The sequence below is a fragment of the Streptomyces sp. B6B3 genome (genome assembly GCF_039871525.1).
GTDB lineage: Bacteria > Actinomycetota > Actinomycetes > Streptomycetales > Streptomycetaceae > Streptomyces.
The window spans coordinates 42,300-68,972 of sequence record NZ_JBDPLU010000022.1 but is presented as its reverse complement, the minus strand read 5'-3'; the positions used below and the strand labels follow the sequence as shown (position 1 = coordinate 68,972).

Genomic DNA, 26,673 nt, shown 5'->3' with positions numbered 1-26,673 from the left:
CGGTGGTTTTCCGCCGGGTGATCGCCCGTGCGCCGGGCGCGACGCTTACGATGGCCGGCGGCGAGAAGAGCGCGCGGCGAGACGAACGGGGCACGGCGGATGGCGCACACGGTGGGGATCAAAGAGGTGGCCCGGCAGGCCGGGGTGTCCGTCGGGACGGTCTCCAACGTGATCAACCGCCCGCACATGGTGGCCGAGGAGACCCGACAGCGGGTCCAGGCGGCGATCGACGAGCTGGGCTACGTGCGCAGCGAGTCGGCCAGGCAGCTGCGGGCCGGCCAGAGCCGCATCATCGCGCTGCTGGTGCTCGACATGGCCAACCCGTTCTTCGTGGACGTGGCCACCGGCGCGGAGCGGGTGGCCCGGGCGTCCAAGCTGGGCGTGATGCTGTGCAACAGCGCGCAGAGCACCTCGGAGGAGGCCGACTACCTCGGCCTCTTCGCGGAACAGCGGGTGCGCGGCGTCCTCGTCACCCCGGCCGACCTGTCGGGGCGCAGCCTCACCGACTTCCGCCGGCACGGCATCCCGTTCGTCTTCGTGGACCGGGTGCTGCCCAGCGCCGAGGGCTGCTCGGTGTCCGTGGACGACGTGCTGGGCGGGACCCTCGCCGTCCGCCACCTGCTGGCCCAGGGGCACCCGGAGGTGGCCTACGTCAGCGGCCCCATGTCGTTGCAGCAGTGCCAGGACCGCCGGCAGGGGGCGCTGGCCGCGCTCGCCGAGGCCGGCCTCGACGAGTCCGCGCTCCGGCACGTCGAGGCGGCGCGCCTGGACGTGCCGGCGGGGCGGGAGGCCGGCGCCGCGCTGCTGCGCATGTCGCCGCGGCCCTCGGCGGTGTTCTGCGCCAACGACCTGCTGGCCCTGGGCGTGTTGCAGGCGCTGTTCGCGGCGGAGCTGCGGGTGCCGCAGGACATGGCGCTGGTCGGCTACGACGACATCGAGTTCGCGGCCGCGGCGGCGGTGCCGCTGACCTCCGTGCGCCAGCCGGCGGTCCGGATGGGCCGGCAGGCCGCGGAGCTGCTGCTGGAGGAGACCGGCGAGGCGGCCCAGAGCCACCGGCACCAGCGGATCGTGTTGGAGCCCGAGCTCGTGGTCCGCGAGTCGACCCGGTGGACGCGGCGAGCGTAGGCCCTGTCAGGCGGATCTTCACGGGCCCGCGACGCCAGCGGATGGGGTACCTCCCAGGGCCCCGAGGGACTGGGGGAGTCGCGGGCCGATTCTCCCCAGCCCGGAAGGCTGGGCGGCGCCCCATCGATCCGCCGGTCAGACCTGGGGCGCGTCGCGAGGTCCCGGGCGGCGGGCCGTAGCGTGGACCCATGAGCGACGGCTTCCGAACCAGCGTCCTGCGGATCACCACCGGGTCGGCCGAGTCCGTCACCGACCTCACCCGCGACTGCGAGGAGTTCCTCGCCGAGGCGGCGGGCGGGGCGGACGGGCTGCTGAACGTCTTCGTGCCGCACGCGACGGCCGGCGTGGCGATCCTGGAGACGGGGGCGGGCAGCGACGACGACCTGCTGGCCGCCCTGCGCGACCTGTTGCCGCCCGACGACCGGTGGCGGCACCGGCACGGCAGCCCGGGGCACGGGCGTGACCACGTGCTGCCGGCGATCGTGCCGCCGCACGCGACCGTGCCGGTGCTCGGTGGGCGGCTCCAGCTCGGCACCTGGCAGTCGATCTGCCTGGTCGACACCAACGGCGACAACACGCGGCGTGAGGTCCGGCTGTCCTTCCTCGGCTGACCGCGGCCGCCGCGCCGGCCGCCACGGCCGCGACCGGCTTGGCCGGTCGCGCACCACAGACGCCTCGACCAAGGGGACGCCCGCGCCGCGGCCCTCCGGTGCTGACGCCGCGTTCGCCTCAGCGGGCGGGCGCGCGTTCCGGCGTCAGGCCCAGTTCCGTCATGTACACCGACAGCGCCAGCCTGCCCACCGCCGGGTACGAGCCGAGCGGCTCGGCCGCCGGGCAGCCGGCCGCCTCGGCGACCTTGGCCAGCAGCCCCTCAGGGGCCTCGGGCCCGATCAGGTAGGGGGCCAGCGCCAGCTGTTGCGAACCGGACTCCAGGAGCTTCCGCGCCGTGGCGGCCACAGCGCCGTCCTCGTCGAGGGCCGCCGCCAGCACCGGCACGGCCAGCCGGGCGGAGAGCAGCATGCCGGTGATGCCGGCCGCCCGCACCGCCTCCTCGCCGCCGACGGTGGCCAGCACGATCCCGTCGGCCGCCGTGGCGACCGTGAACAGCCGGGCCCGGTCCGCGCGGGCCAGGCCCGCCTCGGACAGCCGCACGTGCACGGCCTCGGCGAGCAGCGGGTGCGGGCCGAGCACGTCGGCGACCAGGACGTTCGGGCCGCCGTCCGCGGCCGCCTCCCGTATCGCCTGCTGGTGCTGGCTCTCCGGGCTGACCAGCAGCGGGACCACGACCGCGGCCGGGCCCTCCGCCGCGTCACCGCGTTCGGCGACGGCCTGCTTCACCGTGTCCCGCAGGGCGGGGAACTCGTCGTCACCGCTCGTGGCGTACCCGACCCGGGCGTCCAGGCCCGGAAGTTCGGCGCGGGCGATGCTCACCACGTCGTCGGCGAGGGCGCGGACGTCCGAGGTGGGGTGTCCAGGCACCGCCAGCACCAGCGCGGGGGCGCCCTCGGGCGCGGTCACCGGCTCCGGCCTGCGGTGACGTCCGGACTGGCGGGGGCGCGGCATTCGATGGGGCAGGCCGGGCGCGGACCCAGTGGGGGAGCTCATGTCGCCGCATGTTAACGCCTCCGCGCGCCCCCGCGTGCGGCCAGGGTGACCGGTCCCGGTCTGTCCCGGTTCCGCCCGTCAGGCGGAGCGACGCCGGGCGATCGGATCATCACACTCCGTACTGGCTCGGTGCGGGGTCGGCGCGCCCTCGCCCCGCTCAGCAGAGGTGCAGCAACGCCGGATGGGCGGGCAGCCGCAGGGAGCCGGCGGCGAGCCCGGCGGCGATGCGCACCGCCCCGTCCAGCGGGCTGCCCGCGGCGGGCACCATGGCCGCCCGGGGCAGCCGCCGCGCGAGCTCGGCCCGCAGGGGGCCGAGGAGCGGCTCTCCCATCCGGAACAGCCCGCCGGTCAGCGCCACCTCGCCGTCGTCGGCGAGGCACGCGGCCACCGCCGTCGCCGCGATCTCCCCGGCGGCCGCCTGGAGGATCGCCACCGCGACCTCGTCCGGCGGCCGGGCGTCCGCGCAGCCGGCGACCTCGGGGGCGAACGACGCCAGCATCGCCGGCCGGTCGGTCCGCGGATACAGCCGCCCCGGCAGGGACTCGGGCGGGCCGAAGACCTCCACGGCGCGCGCCAGCAGCGCCGTGGATCCGCCCACCCGCCCGTCGTGGGCGCGCATGGCCGCCTCCAGACCGGCCTGGCCGATCCAGGAGCCACCCCCGCAGTCGCCCAGCAGATGGCCCCAGCCGTCAACGCGGCGCCACTCCCGCAGGTCGGTGCCGACCGCGATCAGCCCGGTCCCCCCGGCGACCACGGCGCCCGGCCGCTCGCCGAGCGCCCCCGCGTAGCCGGTCACGGCGTCCGCGGCGAGGGCCAGCCGGCGCACGCCGAGGGCCTCGGCCAGCGCCCGGGGCAGCTCGGCCCGCAGCTGTACGCCGAGCGTCGCCATCCCGGCCGCGCCCACGCACACCGCCGCCACCGGCGCGTCCGCGCCGGCCCGCGCGAGGAGGGCCCGGGCGGCGGGCACGAGCTGTTCCGTCAGATGGCCGGCGTCGATGCCGTGGGAACCGGTGCGGACCGGCTCGGCGCAGTCCAGGCCGCCGTGCTGCTCCAGCCCTCCGTCGGCGGCGAGCCGGCCCAGGCCGACCCGCAGTCCGGAGCCCCCCGAGTCCACCCCGAGCACCCAGGACGGCGTCCCGGCCGCCTCGGTCACGGCAGCTTCCAGTCCACGGGCTCCGCGCCCTGCTCGGCGAGCAGCGCGTTGGCCCGGGTGAACGGCCGGGAGCCGAAGAAGCCACGGTCCGCCGACATCGGCGACGGATGCGCCGACTCGACGGACGGCACCGTCCCGAGCAGCGGCCGCAGGCCACGCGCGTCACGCCCCCACAGGATGGCCACCAGCGGCGTGTCCCGGGCGGCCAGGGCCCGGATCGCCTGGTCCGTGACCTCCTCCCAGCCCTTCCCGCGGTGCGCCCCCGGCCGCCGCGGCGCCGTGGTCAGCGCGCGGTTCAGCAGCAGCACGCCCCGTTCGGTCCACGGCGTCAGATCGCCGCTGGAGGGCCGGGGCAGTCCCAGGTCGCTGCCCAGCTCCCGGAAGATGTTCTCCAGGCTGCCGGGCAGCGGGCGCACCTCCGGGGCCACCGAGAAGGAGAGCCCCACCGCGTGCCCCGGCGTGGGATACGGGTCCTGACCCACGATCAGCACCCGCACCTCCTCGAACGGCTGCTGGAAGGCGCGCAGGACGTTCGCACCGGCGGGGAGGTAGGTCCGCCCAGCGGCGACCTCCCCGCGCAGGAAGTCGCCCATCGCGGCGATCCGTTCGGCCACCGGGGCCAGAGCCCGGGCCCAGCCCGGCTCGACGATCTCGTTCAATGGTCGTGCTGCCACGGTCCGTCACCCTACTGGTCCGGCCGGCCTCCGGTCGCCCGGCGGTCAGTCGATGACCGCGGCCCGAACGCACAGCACGTCCGGCAGATGGGCCACCAGCTGACTCCAGCTGTCGCCGTCGTCCGCGCTGCCGAACACCTCGCCGTTCCGGTTGCCGAAGTACACCCCGGCGGGGTCCGCGTCGTCCGTGCACATCGCGTCCCGCAGCACCGCGCCGTGATGCGGCGCGTCCGGCAGCCCGACGCCCAGCTCCTGCCAGCCGGCGCCGGCGTCGTCCGTGCGGTAGACGCGGCACCGCCGCCCCGCCGGCACCCGGTCGGTGTCCGCGTTCAGCGGGAAGACGTACGCCACCCCGGAGCGCCGCGGATGCGTCACGATCGGGAAACCGAAGTCCGAGGGCAGCCCGTCGCCGATCGACGTCCAGCTGCCGCCCGCGTCGTCGCTCCGGTAGACACCCCAGTGGTTCTGCAGGAACAGCCGGTCGGCCAGCTCCGGATCCCTCGCCACCTTGTGCACGCACTGCCCGAAGTCCGGGAACCGCTCCGGCTGGAAGACCACCTGCACGCCGCTGTTGGACGGGAACCAGCTGCCACCCCCGTCCGTGGTCCGGTACACGCCGCCCGCGGACACCGCCACGGTCACCGCTCGCGGGTCCCGCGGATCGGTGAGCACCGTGTGCAGCCCCAGCCCGCCGCCGCCCGGCTCCCACCGCTCCCGCGTCGGGTGGTCCCACAGCGGGCGCATCAGCTCGAACGTCTCGCCCCCGTCCGCCGAACGGAACAGCGCGCCCGGCTCCGTCCCCGCGTACACCACGTCCGGCTCCGCCGCGCCCGCCGGCTGGAGCTGCCACACCCGCTCCAGGGAGGCGTCGGTGCCGTCGGGGAACGCCACGGCGGGTCGGCCGGGCTCCTGCCAGCTCGCGCCCAGGTCGTCCGAGCGGAACACGGAGGGCCCGAAGTGCGAGCTGTCGGCGCCCACCAGCAGCCGCGGCCGGTCCCCGCGCCGGTCGACGGCCACGGCGTACACCGCCTGGGCGGCGAAGTGCGGGCCCTCGAACTCCCAGCCGGGACCGCCGCGCCGGTCCACCGGCCGCCGGGCCAGGAACAGGCCCTTGCGCGTTCCCACCGCGAGCAGCACGTCCGTCATCGCGAACACCTCCGTGATCCTGACCTCATTGTCCTGGATGGGTCAGTCTGCACCCGACCACTGACAACGGCGCGCCTCGTGCCGCGCCGACCCGGCACCGCGGCCGCGCGCTCCGCCGACCTCCGCCGCCCGGGCGTCGTCTAACCTGGCGGGATGCTCCGCGAGACCTCCGCGATCCGCTACGTCACCCCGTTGCGGGAGGGCGGTTCGCTCCCCGGGATCGTCGAGGCGGACGACCTCGGCACGTACGTCATGAAGTTCACCGGCGCGGGTCAGGGGCGCAAGGCCCTGGTCGCCGAGGTCCTCTGCGGCCAGTTGGCCCGCCGCCTGGGCCTCAGGGTGCCCGAGCTGGTGCGGATCCAGCTCGACCCCGTCATCGGCCGGTCCGAGCCCGACCAGGAGGTGCAGGAGCTGCTGAAAGCCAGCGGCGGCCTGAACCTCGGGATGGACTTCCTGCCGGGCGCCCTCGGCTTCGACCCCCTCGCCTACCAGGTCGACCCGGCCGAGGCCGGCCGGGTGCTGTGGTTCGACGCCCTGGTCGGGAACGTGGACCGCTCCTGGCGCAACCCCAACCTGCTGGTCTGGCACGGACAGCTGTGGCTCATCGACCACGGTGCCGCGCTGATCTGGCACCACAACTGGCCGACCGCCCCGGCCGCCTCCCGCGTCGAGCGGCCCTACGACGCCGCCGACCACGCGCTGGCGCCCGCCGGGCCCGACCTCGCCGCGGCCGCCGCCGAGCTCGCCCCGCGGGTCACCGAGGAGTTGCTCCGCGAGGTCACCGCCGACGTGCCCGACGCCTGGCTGGCCGACGAGCCCGGCTTCGCCTCGCCGGACGCGGTCCGCGCCGCCTACGTCGAGGTGCTCGCCGCCCGCGCGCGCGGCGTGACCGACCGCATCACCCTCGGCCCGCCCAGCGCCGACCGGCCGTCCCGGGCCCCGGGCTGGCTCACCACCTGGCCGCACTCCAGGAGCGGAGCCGCCCGATGACGCCACGCGACCTGTTCGAGTACGCCGTGCTGCGCGTGGTGCCCCGCGTCGAACGCGGCGAGTCCATCAACGCCGGCGTCGTCCTCTACTGCCAGGCCCGGTCCTTCCTCGCGGCCCGCACCCATCTGGACACGGTCCGGCTGCGGGCGCTCGACCCGGACGCCGACGTCACGGGCGTGCACGCGGCGCTGCGCGCCGCCGAGTGCCTGTGCCGCGGCGGGTCCGAAGCCGGTCAGGCCGCCGAGGAGAACCCCGGACGCCGGTTCCGTTGGCTCGCCGCGCCGCGCAGCACGGTGCTCCAGCCGGGCCCCGTGCACACCGGCCTGACGGCCGATCCGGACGCCGAACTCGACCGGCTGGTCACCCTGCTGGTGCGTTGACGCGGCCGCGTTGACACGGGCGGGCATCCCGGGCTACCAAGCGGTGGTTCATCGTTGCGGTCGGGCGCGGCCCGGCAGGGAGGAGCACCCGCATGTCCACCACCGAGCGGCGCGTCGCCGTCGTGACCGGCGCGGCCCGCGGCATCGGCGCCGCCACCGCCGTGCGACTCGCCGAACAGGGCCGGGCCGTGGCGGTGCTCGACCTGTCGGAGCGGGACTGCGACGAGACCGTCGCCCGGATCACCGACGCCGGCGGCCGGGCGCTCGCGGTCGGCTGCGACGTCTCCGACGCCGGCCGGGTCGAGGCCGCGGTGGCCCGGATCGCCACGGAGCTCGGCCCTCCGCTGATCCTCGTCAACAACGCCGGCGTGCTCCGCGACAACCTGCTGTTCCGGATGGACGAGGCCGACTGGGACACCGTCATGAACGTCCACCTGCGCGGCGCGTTCCTCATGTCCCGCGCCTGCCAGACGCACATGGTGGAGGCCCGTTTCGGCCGGATCGTGAGCCTCTCCTCCAGCTCCGCGCTCGGCAACCGCGGCCAGGCCAACTACGCCACCGCCAAGGCGGGCCTGCAGGGCTTCACCAAGACCCTCGCGAAGGAGCTCGGCCCGTTCGGCATCACCGCTAACGCGGTGGCTCCCGGGTTCATCGTCACCGACATGACCGCCCGGACCGCGGCCCGGCTCGGCGTGGGCTTCGCGGAACTGCAGGAGTCCGCCGCCGAGAACATCCCGGTCCGGCGCGTCGGTCGGCCCGCGGACGTCGCCGGCGCCATCGCGTTCTTCACCGGTGAGGACGCGGGTTTCGTCTCCGGCCAGGTCCTCTACGTGGCCGGCGGCCCCCTCGACTGATCATGCTGTCAGTGCCGGACGGTACCTTCTGCACCAAGATCCGGAACACCGTCCGGGTCAACCACACACCCCGCCCCGGAGGTTGACGAAGTGATCGGCATGCTGCCCGAATCCTGGCAGGACGCGCTCGGCGAGGAGGTCGACCAGCCGTACGTCAAGGAGCTCGCCGAGTTCGTCGAGGCCGAGCGCGCCGCCGGCCCCGTCTACCCGCCTCGCGAGGAGGTCTTCGCGGCGCTGGAGGCCACGCCGTACGACCAGGTCAAGGTGCTGATCCTCGGCCAGGACCCGTACCACGGCGCGGGCCAGGGCCACGGCCTGTGCTTCTCCGTGCGGCCCGGCGTGCGCATCCCGCCCTCGCTCCGCACGGTCTACAAGGAGATGAGCGACGAGCTTGGGCACCCCCTCCCGGACAACGGCTACCTGATGCCGTGGGCCCGCCAGGGCGTGCTCCTGCTGAACTCGGTGCTCACCGTCCGCGCCGGCAAGCCGGCCTCCCACAAGAACAAGGGCTGGGAGCGGTTCACCGACGCCGTGATCCGGGCCGTCGCCGAGCGGCCCGACCCCGCCGTCTTCGTCCTGTGGGGGGCCTACGCCAGGAAGAAGGCCCCGCTGATCGGCGACGGGCGGCACGCCGTCGTCGAGGGCCCGCACCCCTCCCCGATGTCCACCGTCCCGTTCCGCGGCACCCGACCCTTCACCCAAATCAACGAGGCCATCGCCGCCCAGGGGCACGCGCCGATCGACTGGCGCATCCCCGACCTGGGCCCCGACGCGGGCAGGGGCGCCACCGCCGGCTGACCACCGGCCGCGTATGCTGCCACGTCACCTCGAGCCACCGCCACGTCAAGGAGCCCCGAAGTGAAGGTCGGCGTGATCGGGCTGGGAGACATCGCCCACAAGGCCTACCTGCCCGTGCTCACCACCCAACCCGGCGTGGTGCCGCACCTGCACACCCGCAGCCCCGTCACGCTGCGCCGCACAGCCGACACCTACCGGGTGCCCGAGGCGCAGCGGCATCCGGGTCTCGACGCGCTCCTCGACGCGGGCCTGGACGCCGCGTTCGTCCACGCCCCCACCGACGCCCACCCCGAGCTGGTCACCCGGCTGCTGCGGGCCGGCATACCGACGTTCGTGGACAAGCCCCTCGCCGACGACCTCGGCGAGGCGCAACGGCTGGTGGCCCTCGCCGAGTCGACCGGCGTCTCCCTGGCCGTCGGCTTCAACCGCCGGCACGCGCCGGCCTACGCCCAGTGCCTGGAGCACCCCCGCGACCTGATCCTGATGCAGAAGCACCGCGCCAGCGTGCCGGAGTCCCCGCGGCGCCTGGTCTACGACGACTTCATCCACGTCGTCGACACGCTGCGGTTCCTGGTCCCGGGACCCGTTGACCGCATCGACGTGCGGACCCGGGTGCGCGACGGGCTGCTGCACCACGTCGTGCTGCAGCTGGCCGGCGACGGCTTCACCGCCATCGGCGCGATGAACCACCTGTCGGGGTCCGCCGAGGAGATCCTGGAGGTCTCAGGACAGGTCGCCAAGCGGGAGGTCCGCAACCTGGCGGAGATCATCGACCACAAGGGCCAGCCCAGCGTCCGGCGCCGCGGCGACTGGGTGCCCGTGGCCCGCCAGCGCGGCATGGAGCAGGCCGTGGTGACGTTCCTGGACGCGGTCAGGACCGGGCGGCGGCTCAGCGCGCAGGACGCGTTGCGCACCCACGAGTTGTGCGAGCGGATCGTCGACGACGCCCTGGGCCGCTGCTGAGCCCGACCCGCCGCGCGACGGCGGGGCTAGCCGTCCTCGGTGGTCACGTGGTCCCCGGTGCCGATGTTCTCCCCGGCCTCCGGATCCACCGCGCCCGTCCAGATCAGCACCAGCAGGATCGCGCCCACCACGATCCGGTACACCACGAACGGCATGAAGCTGCGGGTGGAGATCCACTTCATGAACCACGCGATGATCGCGTAGCCGACCAGGAACGCCACGATCGTCGCGAAGATCGTCGGCCCCCACGAGACGTGCGTGTCCGCCTCGCCGATCTCCGTGAGCTCGTAGGCGCCCGACGCGAGAACCGCGGGAATGGCCAGCAGGAACGAGTAACGGGCCGCCGCCTCACGGGTGTAGCCGAGGAACAGCCCACCGGTGATCGTCGCGCCCGACCGGGACACGCCCGGCACCAGCGCCATCGCCTGACACATGCCGTACAGCAGACCGTCCCGGACGTTCAGCTGGTCGAGCGTCTTGCGCTCCCTGACCGCACGGTGCCGGCCGCCGACCGCGTCCAGCTTCACCAGACGGTCCGCGACGCCCAGGATGATGCCGAGCACGATGAGGTTGATCGCGATCAGCCGCAGGTCACGGAACGGCCCCTCGATGGCCTCCTGCAGCGTCAGCCCCAGCACGCCGATGGGGATCGAGCCGATGATCACCAACCAGCCCATCCGGGCGTCGGGATCGGAGCGCGCGGCCCGGTCCCTGAGCGACCGGAACCACGCCGAGAGTATCCGCGCGATGTCCTTGCGGAAGTAGATGATGACGGCGGTCTCCGTGCCGATCTGCGTGACCGCCGTGAACGCCGCTCCGGGATCCTCCCAGTCGAACGCCACGGCCGTCAGCCGCAGATGGGCGCTGGAGGAGATCGGAAGGAACTCCGTCAGCCCCTGAACCAGCCCGAGGATCAACGATTCGAACCAAGACATGGAGGTTGGGCATCCCGAGGAGAGTGGCGTTGCGGAGTGACGGGGGTGAAGCGAGATCACTCTAGGCCACGACCGGCTACGGCCCCTAACGCGGGCCTGCGGAAAACCATTCGACGCACCCGCCCACGCCGCGGGATCCTCATGACCATGGTCCGGCACGCCTTCCTCGCAGCACCGTCCGCCACGGCGGACGCGCGGCAGGCTGCCCTCCTCCCGCTCACCGCCGACGGCGCTCGACGCTGACCCTTCCCGGATCGCACCGCGGACCCCGCAGGGGGAGGGTCGGCGAGGCTCCGGGGTCCGTCTCCCGGCCGTCCGCGACCGCGGCCCGCCGGGATCCCACCGCAGCGGCGAGGAACACCACCCATGCCCAAGCAGGCGTACGTTCGCACCAAGCCCCACCTCAACATCGGCACGATGGGTCACGTGGACCACGGCAAGACCACGCTGACCGCGGCCATCACCAAGGTGCTCAGCGAGCGCGGTTCCGGCACGTTCGTGCCGTTCGACCGCATCGACCGGACCCCGGAGGAGGTGGCGAGGGGCATCACCATCAGCCTCGCGCACGTCGAGTACGAGACGGACACCCGGCACTACGCGCACGTCGACATGCCGGGGCACGCCGACTTCGTCAAGACGATGATCACCGGCGCGGCCCAGCTGGACGGGGCGATCCTCGTCGTCTCGGCCCTCGACGGCGTGATGCCGCAGACCGCGGAGCACGTGCTGCTGGCCCGCCAGGTCGGCGTGGCGCACGTCGTCGTCGCCCTCACCAAGGCGGACGCCGGCGACCCCGAGCTGACCGACCTCGTGGAGCTGGAGGTGCGCGAGTTGCTGACCGCGCACGGCTACCCCGGGGACGTGCTGCCGGTCGTCCGGGTCTCCGGGGTCGGCGCGCTGGCCGGCGAGCCGCGCTGGACCGCGGCGATCGAGGCGCTGCTGGACGCCGTGGACACCTACGTCCCGGTGCCCCGGCGCTACCTCGACGCCCCGTTCCTGCTGCCCGTGGAGAACGTGCTGACCATCACCGGTCGCGGCACGGTCGTCACCGGGGCCGTCGAGCGCGGCACGGTGCGCGTGGGCGACCGGGTGCAGCTGCTCGGCGACGGGTCCGAGACGGTTGTCACCGGCCTGGAGACCTTCGGCAAGCCGATGGCGGAGGCGCAGGCCGGGGACAACGTCGCGGCGCTGCTGCGCGGCGTCCCGCGCTCGGCCGTCCGCCGCGGCGACCTCGTGCTCCAGCCGGGCAGCGTCATGCCCCGCCGGCGCTTCACGGCGGAGGTGTACCTGCTGTCCGCGGCCGAGGGCGGCCGGCGCACCGCCGTCGCGACCGGCTACCGGCCGCAGTTCTACGTCAGGACCGCGGACGTGGTCGGCGCCGTGCACCTGGCCGGGAGCGACCGCGCCCAGCCGGGGGAGCGGGTCACGATGACGGTCGAGCTCGGCCACCCGGTGCCGGTGGAGCCGGGGCTCGGCTTCGCGATCCGGGAGGGCGGACGCACCGTGGGGGCCGGCACGGTCACCGAGGTCGACGACGACTGACCGTCCGCCCCGCCGCCTCCCGGACCGCACGGGTCCGGGAGGCGGGCCACAATGGCCCGATGACCCGACGCACCGACCGGCAGGACGACGCCGCCGAGCCACGGCCCGTACGGCGGGCCGTGGACGGCGGCGTCGCCCGGCTGCTGCCTGACGTCGACCGCGACCGGGCGTGGCTCCTCACCGTCGACGACGCGCCCCAGTCCTATGTCGACCTGACCGACCCGACGCACCTCGAGTTCCCCTACCTGCGCCGGATCGCCGACGTGCTGGACACCCACGCCCCCACCGGCCGGCCGCTGGACGTGCTGCACCTGGGCGGCGGTGCCCTCACCCTGCCCCGCTACGTCGCCGCGACCCGACCAGGATCCCGGCAGCGCGTCGTCGAGGTCGACGGCCCGCTCGCCGAGTTGGTGGCCCGTCACCTCCCGCCGCCCGCCGGCGCCGGGATCGGCGTCGAGGTCGCCGACGCGCTGGGCGCCCTGGCCGCGGCCCCGGCCGGCTCGGCGGACGTCGTGGTCGCCGACGTGTACGTCGGCTCCCGCATCCCCGCCCACCTCGGCACCCTCGACCACGCCCGGGCCTGCGCGCGGGTGCTGCGGCCAGGCGGCGTCCACGTCGCCAACCTGGCCGACGCCGCGCCGTTCGGCTTCCTCCGCTCGCAGCTCGCGGCCTTCGCGACGGTGCTGGACCGGCTCTGCCTGGTTGCCGAGCCGGACGTGCTGGCCGGTCGTCGGTTCGGCAACGTGGTGCTCGTCGCCGGCGGGGCGCCGCTGCCCGTCGCCGAGCTGACCCGGCGCGCGGCCCGCAGCGGCGCCGAACTGCTGCACGGTGCCGCGCTCGCCCCGTTCGTCGCCGGTGCCGCGGCGGCGGCCGAGCCCGCCGCGGTTCCCGCGCCGCGGGCGCCGCGGGGGGCGTTCCGGGTGGGCTGACCCCCGCCCCGCCGGGTCACTCCTCCGTGGCGTAGGGGCGCAGGCTGTTCATCATCTGCTCGATGGTGGCGTCGTCCAGCTCCTCGTCGAATCCGGTGTCCATCACCAGCACCCAGGTGGCCAGGTCGCTGTTGACGTCCAGGTAGGAGACGGTGACGACCTTGCCGTCGAACGTGCCGCAGCGGTTCTCGGGATCGTCGGGAACGTCCGTGATGGTGGCCGTGACGGTGTGTCCCGAGATGCCGTGGTCGCTTTCGAACGGCTCGGTCTGGGACATCTCCAGGCGCCCGCGTTGTTCCTGGTCGTAGGCGGCGAGCGCCCAGTTGCGGGCCTCGTTCTCCGCGGCCTCCTCGGTGCTGGTGGCGCCCTGACCGCCCTTGGTACCGGCCACCGCGCGCCAGCTGACGCCGTACTCGGCCTCGTCGCACCAGCCGTCCAGGTAGGTGCTCACGCCCGACATCGCGACCAGCAGTTCCCCCTCGGCGCTCTCCCGGTTGTCCTCGTATCCCACCATGTAGCCGTCGCTGCCGACCTCCCAGTCCGGCGGCACGTCGAAGGCGTTGTGCCGGTTCTCGATCGTCTGCACCTGCCAGTCGGGCGCGACGACCGGATCGGGCCTCTCGAGCACGCTCTGCCGGGGGTCGTCGGGGTCGGAGCCGCCGCCGGAGTCCTCCTCGTCGTCCGTGTCGTCCGTCGCCGTCGGCTCGGGCGACGGGGAGGCCGTGCCGCCCCCACTCGGCGTGCCCTTGTCGCCGTCGTCGCCGAGCAGGAACACGCCGGTGATGACGGCCGCCGCGATGACCGCCGTGGCCACGACGATGGCGATGGCCGCCCGACCGCCGCGGTTCCGGCCCTCCGGCGGCCCGCCGGTGAGCTGCCCCGGCGGCTGCCACTGGCCCGAGGTCGGGCCCTGGTAGGGCGGGTACGGCTGGGCCTGGGGGTAGCCCGGCTGCTGGCCGCCGGGCGGCGGGTACCCGGGCGGCTGCTGCGGCCCCGAGGGGTACCCGGCCTGCTGTCCCGGTTGGGGCTGTGCCGGTTGGGGTGGTGCCGGCTGCTGCTGTCCGGACGGAGGGGGCCCGGGCTGGTGACCCGGTGGCAGCGGCCCCGGCTGCTGGCCGCCTCCCTGCTTTCCCGGCTGGTGGTGTCCCGGTTGCTGGTAGGGATTCGACCACGGTGGTTGGGGCCCGCCCCCCGGCTGGTGTTCTCCTGGCCTCATGTCCCCCGACCCTAGGCCCCGGCCGGTCAACGAGCCACGTCCGTCCAGTTATCGCTATCCAGCTGGGACATGTCCGGCCACCACCCGGTAGATTACTGGTTGGTAATATGTGGTCCATGACCGATGCCCAGCCGTCTGCCCAGCCGTCCGTCGGCGAGCTGCTGACCACGATCGTTCCGATGGTCCGCACCCTGAGTCTGGAGTTCCTCCTGGTCACCGCCGACCGCGCGGAGGTCCGGCTGCCCGACCAGGCCGCGTTCCACAACCACCTCGGTGGCCCGCATGCCGGCGCCATGTTCACCCTGGCCGAGTCGGCGAGCGGAGCCGTCGTGCTGGCCGCGTTCGCCGACGAGATGTCCCGCGCCGTGCCGCTTCCGGTGCACGCCGAGATCGACTACCGCAAGGTGGCCCGCGGGCCGGTCACCGCGACCGCGACGCTCGCCGGGGCGGCCCGGGACGTCGTCGCGGAGCTCGACGCCGGGCGCCGCCCCGAGTTCCCGGTGACCGTCGCCCTCCGCCGCGAGGACGGGGCGGTGACGGGGGAGATGACCGTCGTGTGGACCCTCCGCCCGCAGCGCGACTGAGCCTCGGCCACCGGCTCAGCCGGAGGCCAGCAACAGCGTTCCCGCGACCGCCAGGCCGGCCCCCGCCGCCTGCATCCCCATGAGCCGCTCCCGCAGGACGCCGCGCGCGGTCAGCGCGGTGATCACCGGGTACAGCGAGGCCAGCACCGCGGCTACGGTGACCGGCCCGATCCGGGCCGCCAGGGCGTAGGTGGCGTTGGCCGCCACGTCGGCGAGCCCGACGAACGCCAGCGAGGGCAGCGCGGCGGTGACCACCGGCCGGCCGCCTTCGGGCAGCGCGGGGCTGCCCCGCCGCACGGCCGCGTAGAGCGCCGCTCCGCCGGCCGCCACGTTGCACACCCGCTGCACGAAGAGGGCGAGGAACAGTCCGGTGACACTGGTGGCCGCCTCGGCGATGAGGGCCAGCACCGCGCCGAAGCCGAACGCGGAGACCAGCGTGTACACCATGGTCCGCTGCTGCACCGGGCCTCCGCCGCGCTGCGGCCCGCCGGCCAGCACCACGCCGACGAAGGCGACCAGGATGCCGGCGTACTGCACCGGCCCCGGACGCTCGCCCATCAGCAACGCCACCCCGACGGGCACCGCCACCGCCGTGCCGACCAGCGGGGAGACCACGCCCATCGGTCCCAGCGCGAGTGCCCGGTAGAAGCACAGCAGCGCGATCGGGCCGATCAGGCCGGCGGCGACGGCGAACCACAGCCGTTCGCCCGCCTCGCTCCACGCGCCGGTGGCCAGCACCACGACGCCGAGCACCGCCGCGGCCAGGGCCTGCGAGACCACCACCACGGTCAGCGCCGGGATGCGGCGGGCCAGCAGGCCGCCCCCGAAGTCCGCCAGTCCCCACAGCAGGCTGGTGGCCAGGGCCAGGGCAATCATCAGGAGCCTCGCAGTACAGTGTGATGGACGGTGCGGTCCATCACACGATAGCGCATTGTGTTGTACTGCTTCATGCACAATATTTCACCAAGCTCAGCGGGGAGCCCGTGACCGAACTCGACCAGCTCACCCAGTCGCTCGCCCGGAACCTCAAGCGGCTGCGCACCGAGCGGGGCTTCACCCTGGACGCGCTCGCGGCCCGGGCCGGCGTCAGCCGCGGCATGCTCATCCAGATCGAGCAGGCCAGGACCAACCCGAGCGTCGGCACCGTGGTGAAGGTCGGCGACGCGCTCGGCGTCAGCATCACCACCCTGCTCGACTACGACCAGGAGCCCCTGGTGCGCCTGGTGCCGGCCGAGCAGGCGGTGCGCCTGTGGTCCACGGCGGCGGGCAGCCACAGCACCCTGCTGGCCGGCACCGAGTCTCCCGGGCCGCTGGAGCTGTGGCACTGGCGGCTGATGCCGGGGGAGGGGAGCGCCTCCGACGCCCACCCGGTCGGCACCAGCGAACTGGTGCACGTCACGGCCGGCGTGCTCACGCTCAGCGTGGACGGCGCCGACCACGAGGTGGTCGCGGGCGCCTCCGCCTCCTTCGAGTCCCACGTGCCGCACGGGTACCGCAACGACGGCGGCGACCCGGTGGAGATGACGATGGCCGTCTCCGTCCCCGCGGCCCCGCACTGATCTGGCACCGCATCTGGCCGACCGCCCCGCCGGTCTGGAGAGGGCGGACCGTCGACGGGGCGGCCTGGGTCAGGTGAGGTGATCGGGTAGGTGCGGCTCGCCGCGGCGGGGCCGCCGGAGGCGTAGGCGATCACCTCGCCCTGTTCGGTGTCCAGGATGCCCTCGAAGTTCTCGAAGCACTCGATCCCGCCGAGGCCGAGGAACGCGCCGTCCCGCAACGGACGGGCGTGGTAGTCGGAGGAATCCGGACGATCTCGGCGGCTGCCGATCTTCCAGGCAGTGCCGCCCCCATGGCGGTGTCGGAGCCGGTCGCCACGATCACGGCTCGCGGAGGTGGATGGTGCCCGTGGTGTCGGTGACGGTCTTGATCTCGTCGGCCAGGTCGACAGCCACGATGTCGTCCGGACCAGTTCGGCGCCGAAGCGTTCGGCCTGTCGACCTCGGTGGGTGGGTGGTCACGGTGTTCGCTTCGCCCGCGTGGCGTCGATCTCGGCGATCAGGGCCTCGATCCGGGTGCGGATCTCGTCGCGGATGGGGCGGACGGCTTCGAGGCCCTGGCCGGCGGGGTCGTCCAGGGCCCAGTCCAGGTACGTCTTGCCGGGGAAGATCGGGCAGGCGTCGCCGCAGCCCATGGTGATGACGTAGTCGGACGCCTTCACTGCCTCGGCGGTGAGCACCTTCGGCTGCTCGGCGGAGATGTCGACGCCGGCTTCCTTCATGGCCTCGACGGCGGCGGGGTTGACCTGGTCGGCGGGCAGGGAGCCGGCGGAGCGGACCTCGACGCGGTCCCCGGCCAGGTGGGTGAGGAACCCGGCGGCCATCTGGGAGCGCCCGGCGTTGTGGACGCAGACGAAGAGGACGGACGCGGCGGGGGTGGAGGACATCAGCGTTCTGCCTTTGCGAGACGTGAAGCGGGTTCAGGGGGGAAGCCGGCGAGGAGATGGGTGATGTGGGCGTTGCACTGGTCGCGGATGGCGCGGACGACGACGAGGGGTGCGAGGTCGGGGTCGGGGAGCTGTCAGTCCAGGTAGCGGTGGCCGGGCATCACGGCCAGGCGTCGCGGCAGCCCGTGGTGACGACGATGTCGGCGGTATGGACGACCTCGTCGCTCAGCGGCTTGGGGCAGGCGTCGCCGAGCGTGCCCCCGGCCTCGGCGAGGACCTCGGCGACGTCCGGTTCCACGTGGCCGCTCGACGCGGTTACCGGCGGAGGAGACGTCGACGCGAGGGGGTACGGAGAGGCGGTCATCGGATCGGCCCTTCACGGCTTACGCATCAGCCCATTTGGTGTCAGCTTCAGCTGATGTGACAGTATCAGTCCATGCTGACTTCAGTCGATACTGATCTGATCCGGGTGCTGGCCGACCCGCTTCGCCTGCGGATCGTGACGCTGCTGGCGCACGAGACGCTGTGCACCACGCACCTGGTGGAGGAGACCGGAGCCAGGCAGACCAACCTCTCCAACCATCTGCGGGTCCTGCGCGAGGCGGGTGTCGTGGAGACCGAGCCGTGCGGCCGCTTCATCTACTACAGGCTCAAGCCGGCGATCCTGGAGAGCCTTGCCGGGCAGTTCGCGGTCCTGGCGGCGACCGCCCGCGACACGGTCGAGAACAACCGGAAGCGAGCCTGCCCGTGACCACCGCCAAGACCCCCTCCGTCCCGGAGCAAACCGGACGGCCGGACGCGAGCGAGACCGGGATCGTCGCGAAGCTCTCCACCCTGGACCGCCTTCTGCCGGTGTGGATCATCGCGGCCATGGTCGTCGGCCTGCTGCTCGGCCGGGCGGTGGACGGGCTGGGCGAGGCGCTGGCCGATCTGGAGGTGGGCGGCATCTCCCTGCCCATCGCGATCGGCCTGCTGATCATGATGTACCCGGTGCTGGCCAAGGTCCGCTACGACGCCATCAGCCTGCGCGCCGTCACCGGGGACCGGCGCCTGATGGCCTCCAGCCTGGTGATCAACTGGCTGCTCGGCCCGGCGGTGATGTTCGCCCTGGCCTGGATCTTTCTGCCTGACCTGCCGGAGTACCGCACCGGGCTGATCATCGTCGGCCTGGCGCGCTGCATCGCCATGGTCATCATCTGGAACGACCTCGCGTGCGGCGACCGCGAGGCCGCGGCCGTGCTCGTCGCGGTCAACTCCGTCTTCCAGGTCCTGGCGTTCGGTCTGCTGGGCTGGTTCTACCTCGACCTCCTGCCCGGCTGGCTGAGTCTCGGCGAAGGGGAGGATCTCGACATCTCCGCGGGCGAGATCGCGCTCAACGTCGCCGTGTTCCTCGGCGTCCCGCTGATCGCCGGGTTCGTCACCCGCCGGATCGGCGAGAAGCGCCTGGGGCGGGAACGCTACGAGGATCGGGTGCTGCCGCGGATCGGGCCGTGGGCCCTGTACGGGCTGCTGTTCACGATCGTCCTGCTGTTCGCGCTCCAGGGGGAGACGATCACCTCCGAGCCGTGGGACGTGGCCCGGATCGCGCTGCCGCTGCTGGCCTACTTCGCCGTCATGTGGTTCGGCTCCTACGCGCTCGGGCGGGCGGCCGGCCTGCCGTACGAGCGCACCGCGACGCTGGCGTTCACCGCGGCGGGCAACAACTTCGAGCTGGCCATCGCGGTGGCCATCGGCACCTTCGGCGTCACCAGTGGCCAGGCGCTGGCCGGGGTCGTCGGCCCGCTCATCGAGGTTCCCGTGCTGGTGGCGCTGGTCTACGTCTCCCTCGCACTGCGCCGCCGGTACAGCGCGGCGGCAAGGTCCTGAAGACAACGAGCGGGCCATGTCGCGGACACCGCGGCCGCGACGCGGCCGGCTTCTCGGCACCCGGCCGGGTCCGTCACCGTCAGGTGGCGGGGCGCAGGTCGAGCATCGCGGACATCGCGGCCACCACCGAGGGCGCCACGGCGTAGTAGACCCAGGTGCCGCGGCGCTCGGAGGTCAGCAGCCCGGCCTCGCGCAACTTCTTCAGGTGATGGGAGACGGTGGGCTGGGACACGCCGACGTCGGCGATGTCACACACGCACGCCTCACCGCCCGGATGCGAGGCCACCTTCGAGAACAGCCTCAGCCGCACCGGGTCCGACAGCGCCTTGAACATCGCCGCCACCCGCTCCGCGTCATCCACCGAGAGCTCCCCGGCCGTGAGCGGCGGGCAGCACGGCACCGCCACTCCCTCCGGCTGAAGCACCGGGAGCTCCACCGTTCTGGATTTCGACATACGTCTATATTGACAGCCATCGATGTGGAGTGGCAAGCTGGCGACGTATCGACAGGTGTCGATGCAGAGCGAGGAGTGCTGATCATGTCCGAGTCCGCCGGTCTGCCCGTAGCCGTCATCGGTGCCGGCCCCATCGGTCTTGCCGCCGCCGCCCACCTTGTCGAGCGCGGGATCGAGCCCGTGGTCCTCGAACGCGGCGAGAGCGCCGGGGCGGCGGTGCGTCAGTGGGGACATGTGCGGCTGTTCTCCACCTGGCGCGAGCTGGTCGACCCGGCCGCCGAGAAGCTGCTGGCCCCCACCGGCTGGACACGTCCGGACGACGCCGCCTACCCGACCGGCGCCCAGTGGGCCGAGGACTACCTTCAGCCTCTGGGCGACGCCCTCGGCGAGCGGGTCCACTACGGCGCCACCGTCACCGGGGTAGCCCGCGCCGGACGCGACCGCGTGGTCGACTCCGGGCGCGACACCCAGCCCTTCACCGTCCACCTCAGCCTCACCGACGGCAGCGAGGAGCGGATCACCGTCCGCGCCGTCATCGACGCCTCCGGCACCTACGCCACTCCCAACCCGCTCGGCGCCGACGGCTACCCGGCCGCCGGTGAGCGCGAGCTGGCGGCCGAGGGCCGGATCACCTACCGCGTCCCGGACCTCAACGATCCGGCCGTCTACGCGCGGTTCGCCGGCCGCCGCACCGCCGTGGTCGGGACCGGCGCCTCCGCCTTCACCGCCCTCGCCGGCCTGGCCGACCTCGCCACGGCCGAGGACGGCACCGGAACACACGCGACCTGGGTGCTGCGCCGCGGCATCTCCGGATCCACCTTCGGCGGCGGCAGCGCCGACCAACTCCCCGCCCGCGGGGCGCTGGGCCTGGCCGCGAAGGCCGCCGTCGACGACGGCCACGCCACGGCCCTGACCGGCTTCCGCACCACCGCCGTGGAGACCACCGCCGACGGCCGCCTGGTGCTGGTGGCCGAGGACGGCCACCGCACCGAGCCGGTCGACCAGATCATCGCTCTCACCGGCCTGCGCCCCGACCTCTCCTTCCTGTCCGAAGTGCGGCTCGGCCTGGACGAGCGGCTCTCCGCGCCCACCGCGCTGTCGCCGCTGATCGACCCCAACCAACACTCCTGCGGCACCGTCTACCCCCACGGCGTCACCGAGCTGTCCCACCCCGAACAGGACCTGTTCCTGGCCGGCATGAAGTCCTACGGCCGCGCCCCCACCTTCCTGGCCATGACCGGCTACGAGCAGGTCCGCTCCATCGCCGCCGCCCTGGCCGGAGACCTCGAAGCCGCCCAGCGCGTGGAACTCACCCTCCCCGAAAGTGGGGTGTGCGGCGGCTCCGGACTCTTCGACATCTCCGGAACCGACCAGACCGCCACAGACGGCTGCTGCGCGACGCCCGAACCGCAGCTCGTGCAACTCGGCGTCGGAGTCCCGCCCGCCCAGGACTCCCAGGCGGGCGGCTGCTGCGGCTCCTGATCCACACCGCGACCGCCTGCGCAGCGCCGCCAGGACGACCCGGCAGGTCCGCGATCATGGAGGTCTCACGAGGCAGCTGACCGTGCGGAACGGTGTACCCCCGGCTGCTTGACGGACGCACCGGGAAGGTGATGATGGCGGACGATCGCGACCTGGCCGAGACGCAACGGCGGCACTGGCAGGACACCTACACCGCCCACCCGGGCATGTACGGCGCACAGCCGTCCTCACCCGCGCTCCACGCGGCCTCGGTGTTCCGGCGGGCCGGCGCGAAGGACGTGCTGGAGCTGGGCCCCGGGCACGGCCGCGACACGCTGTTCCTCGCGAGAGAGGGCTTCACCGTCCACGCCGCCGACTTCAGCGCCACGGGGCTGGAGCAGCTACGGGACGCCGCCCGTCTCCAGGGAGTGGATCAGTGCGTGACGACCACGGTGCATGACGTCCGCGAGCCGCTGCCGCTGCCGGACACCTCCGTGGACGCGGTCTTCGCACACATGTTGCTGTGCATGGCGCTGTCCACCAGAGAGATCCACGCGCTCGTCGGCGAGATCCGCCGCGTGCTGCGGCCGGGCGGCACCCTCGTCTACACGGTGCGGAACACGGGCGACGCCCACTACGGCGTCGGCACCGCACACGGCGACGACATCTTCGAGCACGGCGGTTTCGCCGTGCACTTCTTCTCCCGTGACCTGGTCGACGCCCTGGCGGAGCGCTGGACGCTGAACGAGGTGCACGCCTTCGAGGAGGGCGACCTGCCCCGCCGCCTGTGGCGCGTCACCCAGACCCGGCCACGTTGACCGGGTCCACCCTCACCCGGCCGGCGGCCTCGCCGGCGAGCCGCGAGAACCACCGTTTTCCACACCCCGCCACGGTCGTCGGCAGCGCCGAGCCGCCGGTCGGCCGGTTGTCCGTGTGGCGCGGAGGCCGGCGGCGCGGATGTGGTGACGATGGGGGACATGAGCGCCATGCCCCGCCCCGGTCCCCTCGCCTCCGCCGAGCGTTTCGACGCGTTCCGCGCTCTGGCGGAGCGGCGGGGGCGCCCGGGCGAGGCCCTGCTGACGGCGCTCGGCGAGAGCCGGCGAGCGACGCCTGAACCGCCCGAGGCGTGGGCGCCGGGCGCCGCCTCGGCCCTCGGGCTGCCCGCCGCGGCCGGGCTGGGGCCGGCCGGCTACTACGCGGATCTGGCCGCCCCGCACGGGCGTCGGCATGTGCGGGTCTGCACCGCGGCCGCGTGCTTCGCCGCGAGTGGCGGCCGGCATCTGGCAGAGGTGGAACGGGCGCTGGGCGTGCGCTCCGGCGAGGTGAGCGCGGACGGGGCGACCTCCCTCCAGGCGGTGCGCTGTCTGGGCTACTGCTACGGCGGACCCGCCGCTCTGGACGGGGTCCTGCCGCGCGCCGGGCCCACGCTGGCCGCCCAGCTCGCTGGGCGGGAGCCGCCCGCCGCACCGGAGATCCCCGCGGTGGCGGCCACCGACGATCCGGTGCTGCTCGGTGGCCTGCTGGGCGGTGCGCGGGGAGAGCAGCCGCCCTGGCGGACCTGGCGGGCCACGCTGACGAGCCGCACCCCCGAGCAGGTGCGGGCCGAGGTGGCCGCGTCGGGGCTGCGTGGTCGGGGCGGGGCCGGCTTCCCGGTGGGCAGGAAGTGGGACGCGGTCGCCGGGCGGGGCGAGGGCGTCGTTGTGGTGGCCAACGGAGACGAGGGCGATCCCGGCTCGTACGCCGACCGGCTGCTGATGGAACGGGATCCGGTCCTGGTGCTGGCGGGCCTGGCGCTGGCGTGCTTCGCCTGCCGCGCCGCCCGGGGCGTGGTGCTGGTGCGCTCGGAGTATCCCCGTGCCCTCGCCCGGATGCGCGAGGCGATGGCGGAGGCGTACGACCAGGGGCACCTGGGGCCCGACGTGCACGGCACCGGGGTGGAGCTGTGGCTTCGCGTGGTGGAGGGCGCCGGTTCGTACGTGGCGGGCGAGGAGACGGCGTTGATCGCCGGCCTGGAGGGCGATCGAGGGTGCGCCAGGCCGCGCCCGCCCTATCCGACCGACCGGGGACTGTGGGACGCGCCCACGGTCGTCAACAACGTCGAGACGCTCGCCGCGTTGCCCTGGATCCTGAGGCGTGGCGCGGCCGCCTACGCGCGGCGCGGAGCGCCGGGGGAGACCGGTACCAAGTTGGTCTGCCTCGCCGAACGGTTCGCCCGCCCCGGATGCTACGAGGTGGAGCTCGGCACGCCGGTCTCGCGGATCGTCGACGAGCTCGGCGGCGGGCTGCGCGGCGGCGGGACGCCGGCGGTGGTCCAGGTCGGCGGGCCGCTCGGCGGTTTCCTTGCCGGCGACGCGCTCGACGTCCCGCTGTCCGAGGCGGCGCTCGCGGAGCGCGGAGCGGCCCTGGGGCACGCCGGACTCGTCGCCTTCGAGGCCGGGCTGGCACCGGAGGAGGTGCTGCGGCACGTGTGGAGGTTCGCCGCCGCGGAGAGCTGCGGCGCGTGCTCGCCCTGCCGGGTCGGCTCCCGGCGGGGACTGGAGATGGTCGAGTCCGGGGACCCCGCGGGGTACGGGCCGCTGCTCGGGGTGCTGGCAGAGGCGAGCCTGTGCGCGTTCGGGCGGCGGATCCCGCCCGCGGTGCGCAGCCTCGCCGCCGCCTACGGCGACCGGCTGGCGAGGTGGCGGCGGTGATCCGGCTGGCGGTGGACGGCGTCGAGATGTCGGTGCCCGATGGTGCCTCGGTGCTGGCCGCCGTTCGGGCGGCGGGCGGCGAGCTGCCCAGCCTGTGCCACGACGACCGGATGAGCCCGGCTGGCTCGTGCCGCACCTGCCTGGTCCGTGCCGACGGGAGGATCGTGGCGTCCTGCGTCACCCCGGCGACGTCCGGCGTCCGGGTCGAGGCGGCGGCCGAGGAGCTGCGGGCCCTGCGGCGCGGGGCGCTGGAGGTCATCGCCGCCGGTCTCCCGCGCCGGGCGCTGGCCGGGACCGACAGCGAGCTGTCCCGGGCCTGCGCCGACCTGGGCGTCGGCCCGGACGCCGCCCGGAGCACCGGAGGCCGCGGCGCGGACACCTCGCACCCGTACGTGCACCTCGATCGTGACCTGTGCATCGCCTGTGGCCGGTGCGTCCGCATGTGCTCCGAGGTGCAGGGCACCTTCGCCCTCACCCTGACCGGGCGTGGCGCCGACACCGTCGTCGCTCCCGGGACGGGCGGTCCCTGGGTGGACTCCGACTGCGTCGCCTGTGGCGGATGCGTCGACACCTGCCCCACCGGCGCCCTCACCGAACCGGGCCCGGCGCGCGGCCTGACCTCCGCCACCCCCCTCCCGATCCCCGGCGGCCCCGCCACCGGCGTCACACGCACCACCTGCGGCTACTGCGGTGTCGGCTGTTCCCTGGACGTGGTCACCGCCGACGGGGAGGTCACCGCGGTGCTGCCCGACCTCGGCGGCCCGGTCAACCGGGGCCACGCCTGCGTCAAGGGACGCTTCGCGCACCGCTACCTGCGTTCGACGGAACGCCTCACCCAGCCACTTCTGCGCCACGGCGACCGCCTGGTGCCCGTCGGTTGGGACGAGGCACTCCGGCACGTGGCCGACGGCCTGCGCGCCGCCGTCGCCGAGCACGGCCCCGAGTCGGTCGCCGTCATCTCCTCGGCCCGCGCCACCAACGAGGAGAACTACCTCATCCAGAAGTTCTGCCGGGTGGCGATCGGCACCAACAGCGTCGACAACTGCTCCCGGCTGTGCCACTCACCCTCCGCCCTCGGTCTCACCGCCTCCTTCGGCATGGCCGGCGGCACCGACGGCTTCGACGACGTGCAACGCGCCGACTGCTTCCTCGTCGTCGGCGCCAACCCCGTGGAGGCCCACCCCGTCGTCGGCGCCCGCCTGCTCAACCGGGCGTTGCGAGGCGCCCGGCTGGTCGTCGTGGATCCCCGCGCCGTCGGCCTCGCCCGCCACGCCGACGTGCACCTCCGCCCCCACCCCGGAACCAACGTCGCGCTGTGCCACGGACTCGCCCACGTGATGCTGGCCGAGGATCTCACCGACGAGACGTTCCTCCGCGACCGCGCCACCGGTCTGCCCGAGCTGACCGCGCTGCTGGACGACTACCCGCCGGCCCGGGTCGCGGACCTCACCGGCGTGCCCGAGTCCGACATCGTCGCCGCAGCCCGGCTGTACGGGCGGGCGCAGCGCCCCGCCATCCTGCACGGCCTCGGCGTCACCGAACACCTGCACGGCACCGACGGGGTGCGGGCGTTGGCGAACCTCGCCATCCTGCGGGGCGCCGTCGGCACCGGGCGGGGCTACGGGGTCAACCCGCTGCGCGGCCAGAACAACGTCCAGGGCGCCTCCGACATGGGCGCGCTCCCCGACCTGCTGCCCGGCTACGCCAAGGTCACCGACCCCGAGGCCCGCGCCCGCGCCGCACGGGTGTGGGGCGTTCCCGTCCCGGAGCGCCCCGGCCTGCGCATCCCCGAGATGTTCGCGGCGGCCCGCGCGGGGCGGCTCCGCGTCCTCTGGGTCATCGGGGAGGACATCTGCGCCACCGACCCCGACACCCACCAGGTCGTCGCGGCCGTCCGCGCCTGCCCCCTCGTCGTGTGCGACGAACTGTTCCCGTCCGAGACGGCCCGGCACGCCGACGTGGTGCTGCCCGCCACCTCGTGGCTGGAGAAGGACGGCACCTTCGTCAACTTCGACCGCCGTGTCCAGCGGGTACGCCCCGCCGTTCCGCCGCCGGACGGTGCCCGCAGCGACTTCGACATCGTCCACGCCGTCGCCGACCTGCTGGGCGCGTCGTTGGGCTGCCCCACCCCGGCGGCGGCGCTGGCCGAGTGCGCCGCCCTCACCCCCGACTTCGCCGGGCTCTCGCACGAGCGTCTCGACCGCGAGGGCGCCGTCCCCTGGCCCTGCCGTGGCCCCGACCGCCCCGGTGAGACGTCGCTGTACCGGGAGCGTTTCGCCACGCCCGACGGCCGCGCCCACCTGGCCGCCGCCCCCTACCTTCCGCCGGGGGAGGAACCCGACGACACCTACCCTCTGGTGCTGGTCACGGGCCGGCGGTGGGCCCACTACAACTCGGGCAGCATGACCCGCCGCGGGCCCAACCTCACGCTGGCGCCGGTGGACTTCCTGGACCTGCACCCCGACGACGCGGAGCGGTTCCGGATCGCCGACGGGGCGCCGGTCAGCGTGACCAGCCGGCACGGCTCCGCCCGGCTCGTCGCCCGCGTCGGCCGGGAGAGCGCCCCCGGCCAGGTCTTCGCCGCCTTCCACTTCCCGGCCCACGGCGTCAACAGCCTCACCTCCGGCAACGCGGACACCGTCACGTCCTGCCCCGAGTACAAGGTCACCGCGGTGCGGGTGGCGCCGGCGGGCGCGACCGCGCCGGGGCCGCCCGGGCGGCCTGACCGGCGTCCCGGAATCGGTCCCGGATTCACTTCCGGTGCCCCGGGGCCGAGTGGTGTACTGGAGGTAGGCGCCGAGGGAAAAGGCGCGGAGAGACGATCGTAAGGATCGTGTACCGCGGTCTTGGATCCACGACAGTGGA

Annotated in this window: 27 protein-coding genes and 1 pseudogene; 17 read left to right on the top strand and 11 right to left on the bottom strand. The window is 74.1% G+C overall.

All coding sequences use genetic code 11. The features are described 5' to 3' along the window. The first annotated feature begins 99 nt into the window (after positions 1–99). Both ABGB06_RS32465 and ABGB06_RS32460 read left to right on the top strand, forming a co-directional pair. Positions 100–1,125 (top strand): LacI family DNA-binding transcriptional regulator, encoded by a 1,026-nt coding sequence (locus tag ABGB06_RS32465; RefSeq protein ID WP_347596609.1) that lies wholly within the window; start codon positions 100–102, stop codon positions 1,123–1,125. Positions 1,126–1,313: 188 nt separating this feature from the next. Then, positions 1,314–1,736: a secondary thiamine-phosphate synthase enzyme YjbQ gene (locus ABGB06_RS32460; protein WP_347596606.1), complete on the top strand. Its 423-nt coding sequence runs from the start codon at positions 1,314–1,316 to the stop codon at positions 1,734–1,736. A gap of 118 nt (positions 1,737–1,854) precedes the next feature. On the opposite strand, the gene ABGB06_RS32455 is transcribed toward ABGB06_RS32460, so the two are convergent. The 4 genes from ABGB06_RS32455 to ABGB06_RS32440 form a co-directional block, all read right to left on the bottom strand. Beyond that, on the bottom strand, positions 1,855–2,730 hold the full coding sequence (locus tag ABGB06_RS32455) for a hypothetical protein (RefSeq protein ID WP_347596603.1): 876 nt from the start codon (positions 2,728–2,730) through the stop codon (positions 1,855–1,857). A gap of 157 nt (positions 2,731–2,887) precedes the next feature. Then, entirely contained in the window at positions 2,888–3,883 is a 996-nt protein-coding gene (locus tag ABGB06_RS32450) for a BadF/BadG/BcrA/BcrD ATPase family protein (protein ID WP_347596600.1), read from the bottom strand. Continuing rightward, positions 3,880–4,557: a uracil-DNA glycosylase gene (locus tag ABGB06_RS32445; protein ID WP_347596597.1), complete on the bottom strand. Its 678-nt coding sequence runs from the start codon at positions 4,555–4,557 to the stop codon at positions 3,880–3,882. Before ABGB06_RS32445 ends, ABGB06_RS32450 begins: the two co-directional genes overlap by 4 nt. A gap of 45 nt (positions 4,558–4,602) precedes the next feature. Next, positions 4,603–5,703: an exo-alpha-sialidase gene (locus ABGB06_RS32440; protein ID WP_347596795.1), complete on the bottom strand. Its 1,101-nt coding sequence runs from the start codon at positions 5,701–5,703 to the stop codon at positions 4,603–4,605. A gap of 153 nt (positions 5,704–5,856) precedes the next feature. Between ABGB06_RS32440 and ABGB06_RS32435 the strand changes: the two genes are divergently transcribed. The 5 genes from ABGB06_RS32435 to ABGB06_RS32415 all read left to right on the top strand — a co-directional run bounded on the left by ABGB06_RS32435 (position 5,857) and on the right by ABGB06_RS32415 (position 9,688). Continuing rightward, a complete protein-coding gene (locus ABGB06_RS32435) occupies positions 5,857–6,693 on the top strand; it encodes a HipA family kinase (RefSeq protein ID WP_347596594.1) in 837 nt (278 codons plus the stop codon). Continuing rightward, positions 6,690–7,073 (top strand): DUF3037 domain-containing protein, encoded by a 384-nt coding sequence (locus ABGB06_RS32430; RefSeq protein ID WP_347596591.1) that lies wholly within the window; start codon positions 6,690–6,692, stop codon positions 7,071–7,073. Before ABGB06_RS32435 ends, ABGB06_RS32430 begins: the two co-directional genes overlap by 4 nt. 92 nt (positions 7,074–7,165) lie before the next feature. Continuing rightward, positions 7,166–7,927: a 3-oxoacyl-ACP reductase FabG gene (gene fabG, locus ABGB06_RS32425; RefSeq protein ID WP_347596588.1), complete on the top strand. Its 762-nt coding sequence runs from the start codon at positions 7,166–7,168 to the stop codon at positions 7,925–7,927. Between the two features lie 99 nt (positions 7,928–8,026). After that, a complete protein-coding gene (gene ung / locus ABGB06_RS32420; RefSeq protein WP_347596585.1) occupies positions 8,027–8,725 on the top strand; it encodes a uracil-DNA glycosylase in 699 nt (232 codons plus the stop codon). Positions 8,726–8,785: 60 nt separating this feature from the next. Continuing rightward, the gene (locus ABGB06_RS32415) at positions 8,786–9,688 is read left to right on the top strand and encodes a Gfo/Idh/MocA family oxidoreductase (protein WP_347596582.1); all 903 of its coding nucleotides are present in this window, start codon (positions 8,786–8,788) and stop codon (positions 9,686–9,688) included. 26 nt (positions 9,689–9,714) lie between these two features. On the opposite strand, the gene ABGB06_RS32410 is transcribed toward ABGB06_RS32415, so the two are convergent. Further along, positions 9,715–10,623, bottom strand: coding sequence for an undecaprenyl-diphosphate phosphatase (locus tag ABGB06_RS32410; RefSeq protein WP_347596579.1), 909 nt, complete (start codon positions 10,621–10,623; stop codon positions 9,715–9,717). 366 nt (positions 10,624–10,989) lie between these two features. Between ABGB06_RS32410 and tuf the strand changes: the two genes are divergently transcribed. Further along, positions 10,990–12,165, top strand: coding sequence for an elongation factor Tu (gene tuf / locus ABGB06_RS32405; protein ID WP_347596576.1), 1,176 nt, complete (start codon positions 10,990–10,992; stop codon positions 12,163–12,165). Between the two features lie 59 nt (positions 12,166–12,224). Beyond that, entirely contained in the window at positions 12,225–13,094 is an 870-nt protein-coding gene (locus ABGB06_RS32400; RefSeq protein WP_347596573.1) for a fused MFS/spermidine synthase, read from the top strand. 16 nt (positions 13,095–13,110) lie between these two features. Here ABGB06_RS32400 and ABGB06_RS32395 read toward each other — a convergent pair whose 3' ends face one another. Further along, positions 13,111–14,310: a hypothetical protein gene (locus ABGB06_RS32395; protein ID WP_347596570.1), complete on the bottom strand. Its 1,200-nt coding sequence runs from the start codon at positions 14,308–14,310 to the stop codon at positions 13,111–13,113. Between the two features lie 116 nt (positions 14,311–14,426). Between ABGB06_RS32395 and ABGB06_RS32390 the strand changes: the two genes are divergently transcribed. Next, positions 14,427–14,894: a DUF4442 domain-containing protein gene (locus tag ABGB06_RS32390; RefSeq protein WP_347596567.1), complete on the top strand. Its 468-nt coding sequence runs from the start codon at positions 14,427–14,429 to the stop codon at positions 14,892–14,894. A 15-nt stretch (positions 14,895–14,909) separates the two neighbouring features. On the opposite strand, the gene ABGB06_RS32385 is transcribed toward ABGB06_RS32390, so the two are convergent. Next, complete coding sequence (locus ABGB06_RS32385) at positions 14,910–15,770, bottom strand: EamA family transporter (RefSeq protein WP_347596564.1); 861 nt, start codon at positions 15,768–15,770, stop codon at positions 14,910–14,912. 107 nt (positions 15,771–15,877) lie between these two features. Here ABGB06_RS32385 and ABGB06_RS32380 point away from each other — a divergent pair, with 107 nt between their 5' ends. Continuing rightward, positions 15,878–16,453, top strand: a complete 576-nt coding sequence (locus ABGB06_RS32380) for an XRE family transcriptional regulator (protein ID WP_347596561.1) — start codon at positions 15,878–15,880, stop codon at positions 16,451–16,453. A 301-nt stretch (positions 16,454–16,754) separates the two neighbouring features. On the opposite strand, the pseudogene ABGB06_RS32375 reads toward ABGB06_RS32380, so the two are convergent. From ABGB06_RS32375 to ABGB06_RS32365, 3 genes and pseudogenes are all read right to left on the bottom strand, one after another. Further along, positions 16,755–16,887, bottom strand: a pseudogene (locus tag ABGB06_RS32375) (thioredoxin-disulfide reductase); the annotation flags it as partial. A 21-nt stretch (positions 16,888–16,908) separates the two neighbouring features. Next, positions 16,909–17,337: an arsenate reductase ArsC gene (locus ABGB06_RS32370; RefSeq protein WP_347596558.1), complete on the bottom strand. Its 429-nt coding sequence runs from the start codon at positions 17,335–17,337 to the stop codon at positions 16,909–16,911. 160 nt (positions 17,338–17,497) lie between these two features. Next, positions 17,498–17,635, bottom strand: coding sequence for a hypothetical protein (locus ABGB06_RS32365; protein ID WP_347596555.1), 138 nt, complete (start codon positions 17,633–17,635; stop codon positions 17,498–17,500). A gap of 138 nt (positions 17,636–17,773) precedes the next feature. Here ABGB06_RS32365 and ABGB06_RS32360 point away from each other — a divergent pair, with 138 nt between their 5' ends. Beyond that, complete coding sequence (locus tag ABGB06_RS32360) at positions 17,774–18,088, top strand: metalloregulator ArsR/SmtB family transcription factor (RefSeq protein ID WP_347596552.1); 315 nt, start codon at positions 17,774–17,776, stop codon at positions 18,086–18,088. Between the two features lie 62 nt (positions 18,089–18,150). Next, the gene (arsB, locus tag ABGB06_RS32355) at positions 18,151–19,203 is read left to right on the top strand and encodes an ACR3 family arsenite efflux transporter (protein ID WP_347596792.1); all 1,053 of its coding nucleotides are present in this window, start codon (positions 18,151–18,153) and stop codon (positions 19,201–19,203) included. A gap of 79 nt (positions 19,204–19,282) precedes the next feature. Here the strand turns inward: arsB and ABGB06_RS32350 are convergent, their stop codons facing one another. Beyond that, entirely contained in the window at positions 19,283–19,657 is a 375-nt protein-coding gene (locus ABGB06_RS32350) for a metalloregulator ArsR/SmtB family transcription factor (protein WP_347596549.1), read from the bottom strand. Positions 19,658–19,741: 84 nt separating this feature from the next. On the opposite strand from ABGB06_RS32350, the gene ABGB06_RS32345 reads away from it, so the two are divergent. The 4 genes from ABGB06_RS32345 (at position 19,742) to fdhF (ending at position 26,636) form a co-directional block, all read left to right on the top strand. Continuing rightward, positions 19,742–21,139, top strand: coding sequence for an FAD-dependent oxidoreductase (locus tag ABGB06_RS32345; protein WP_347596546.1), 1,398 nt, complete (start codon positions 19,742–19,744; stop codon positions 21,137–21,139). A gap of 134 nt (positions 21,140–21,273) precedes the next feature. Next, entirely contained in the window at positions 21,274–21,936 is a 663-nt protein-coding gene (locus ABGB06_RS32340; protein ID WP_347596543.1) for a class I SAM-dependent methyltransferase, read from the top strand. Positions 21,937–22,095: 159 nt separating this feature from the next. After that, the gene (locus tag ABGB06_RS32335; protein WP_347596540.1) at positions 22,096–23,808 is read left to right on the top strand and encodes an NAD(P)H-dependent oxidoreductase subunit E; all 1,713 of its coding nucleotides are present in this window, start codon (positions 22,096–22,098) and stop codon (positions 23,806–23,808) included. Continuing rightward, complete coding sequence (fdhF, locus tag ABGB06_RS32330; RefSeq protein WP_347596537.1) at positions 23,805–26,636, top strand: formate dehydrogenase subunit alpha; 2,832 nt, start codon at positions 23,805–23,807, stop codon at positions 26,634–26,636. The genes ABGB06_RS32335 and fdhF overlap by 4 nt, the downstream gene beginning before the upstream one ends. Positions 26,637–26,673 lie beyond the last annotated feature (37 nt).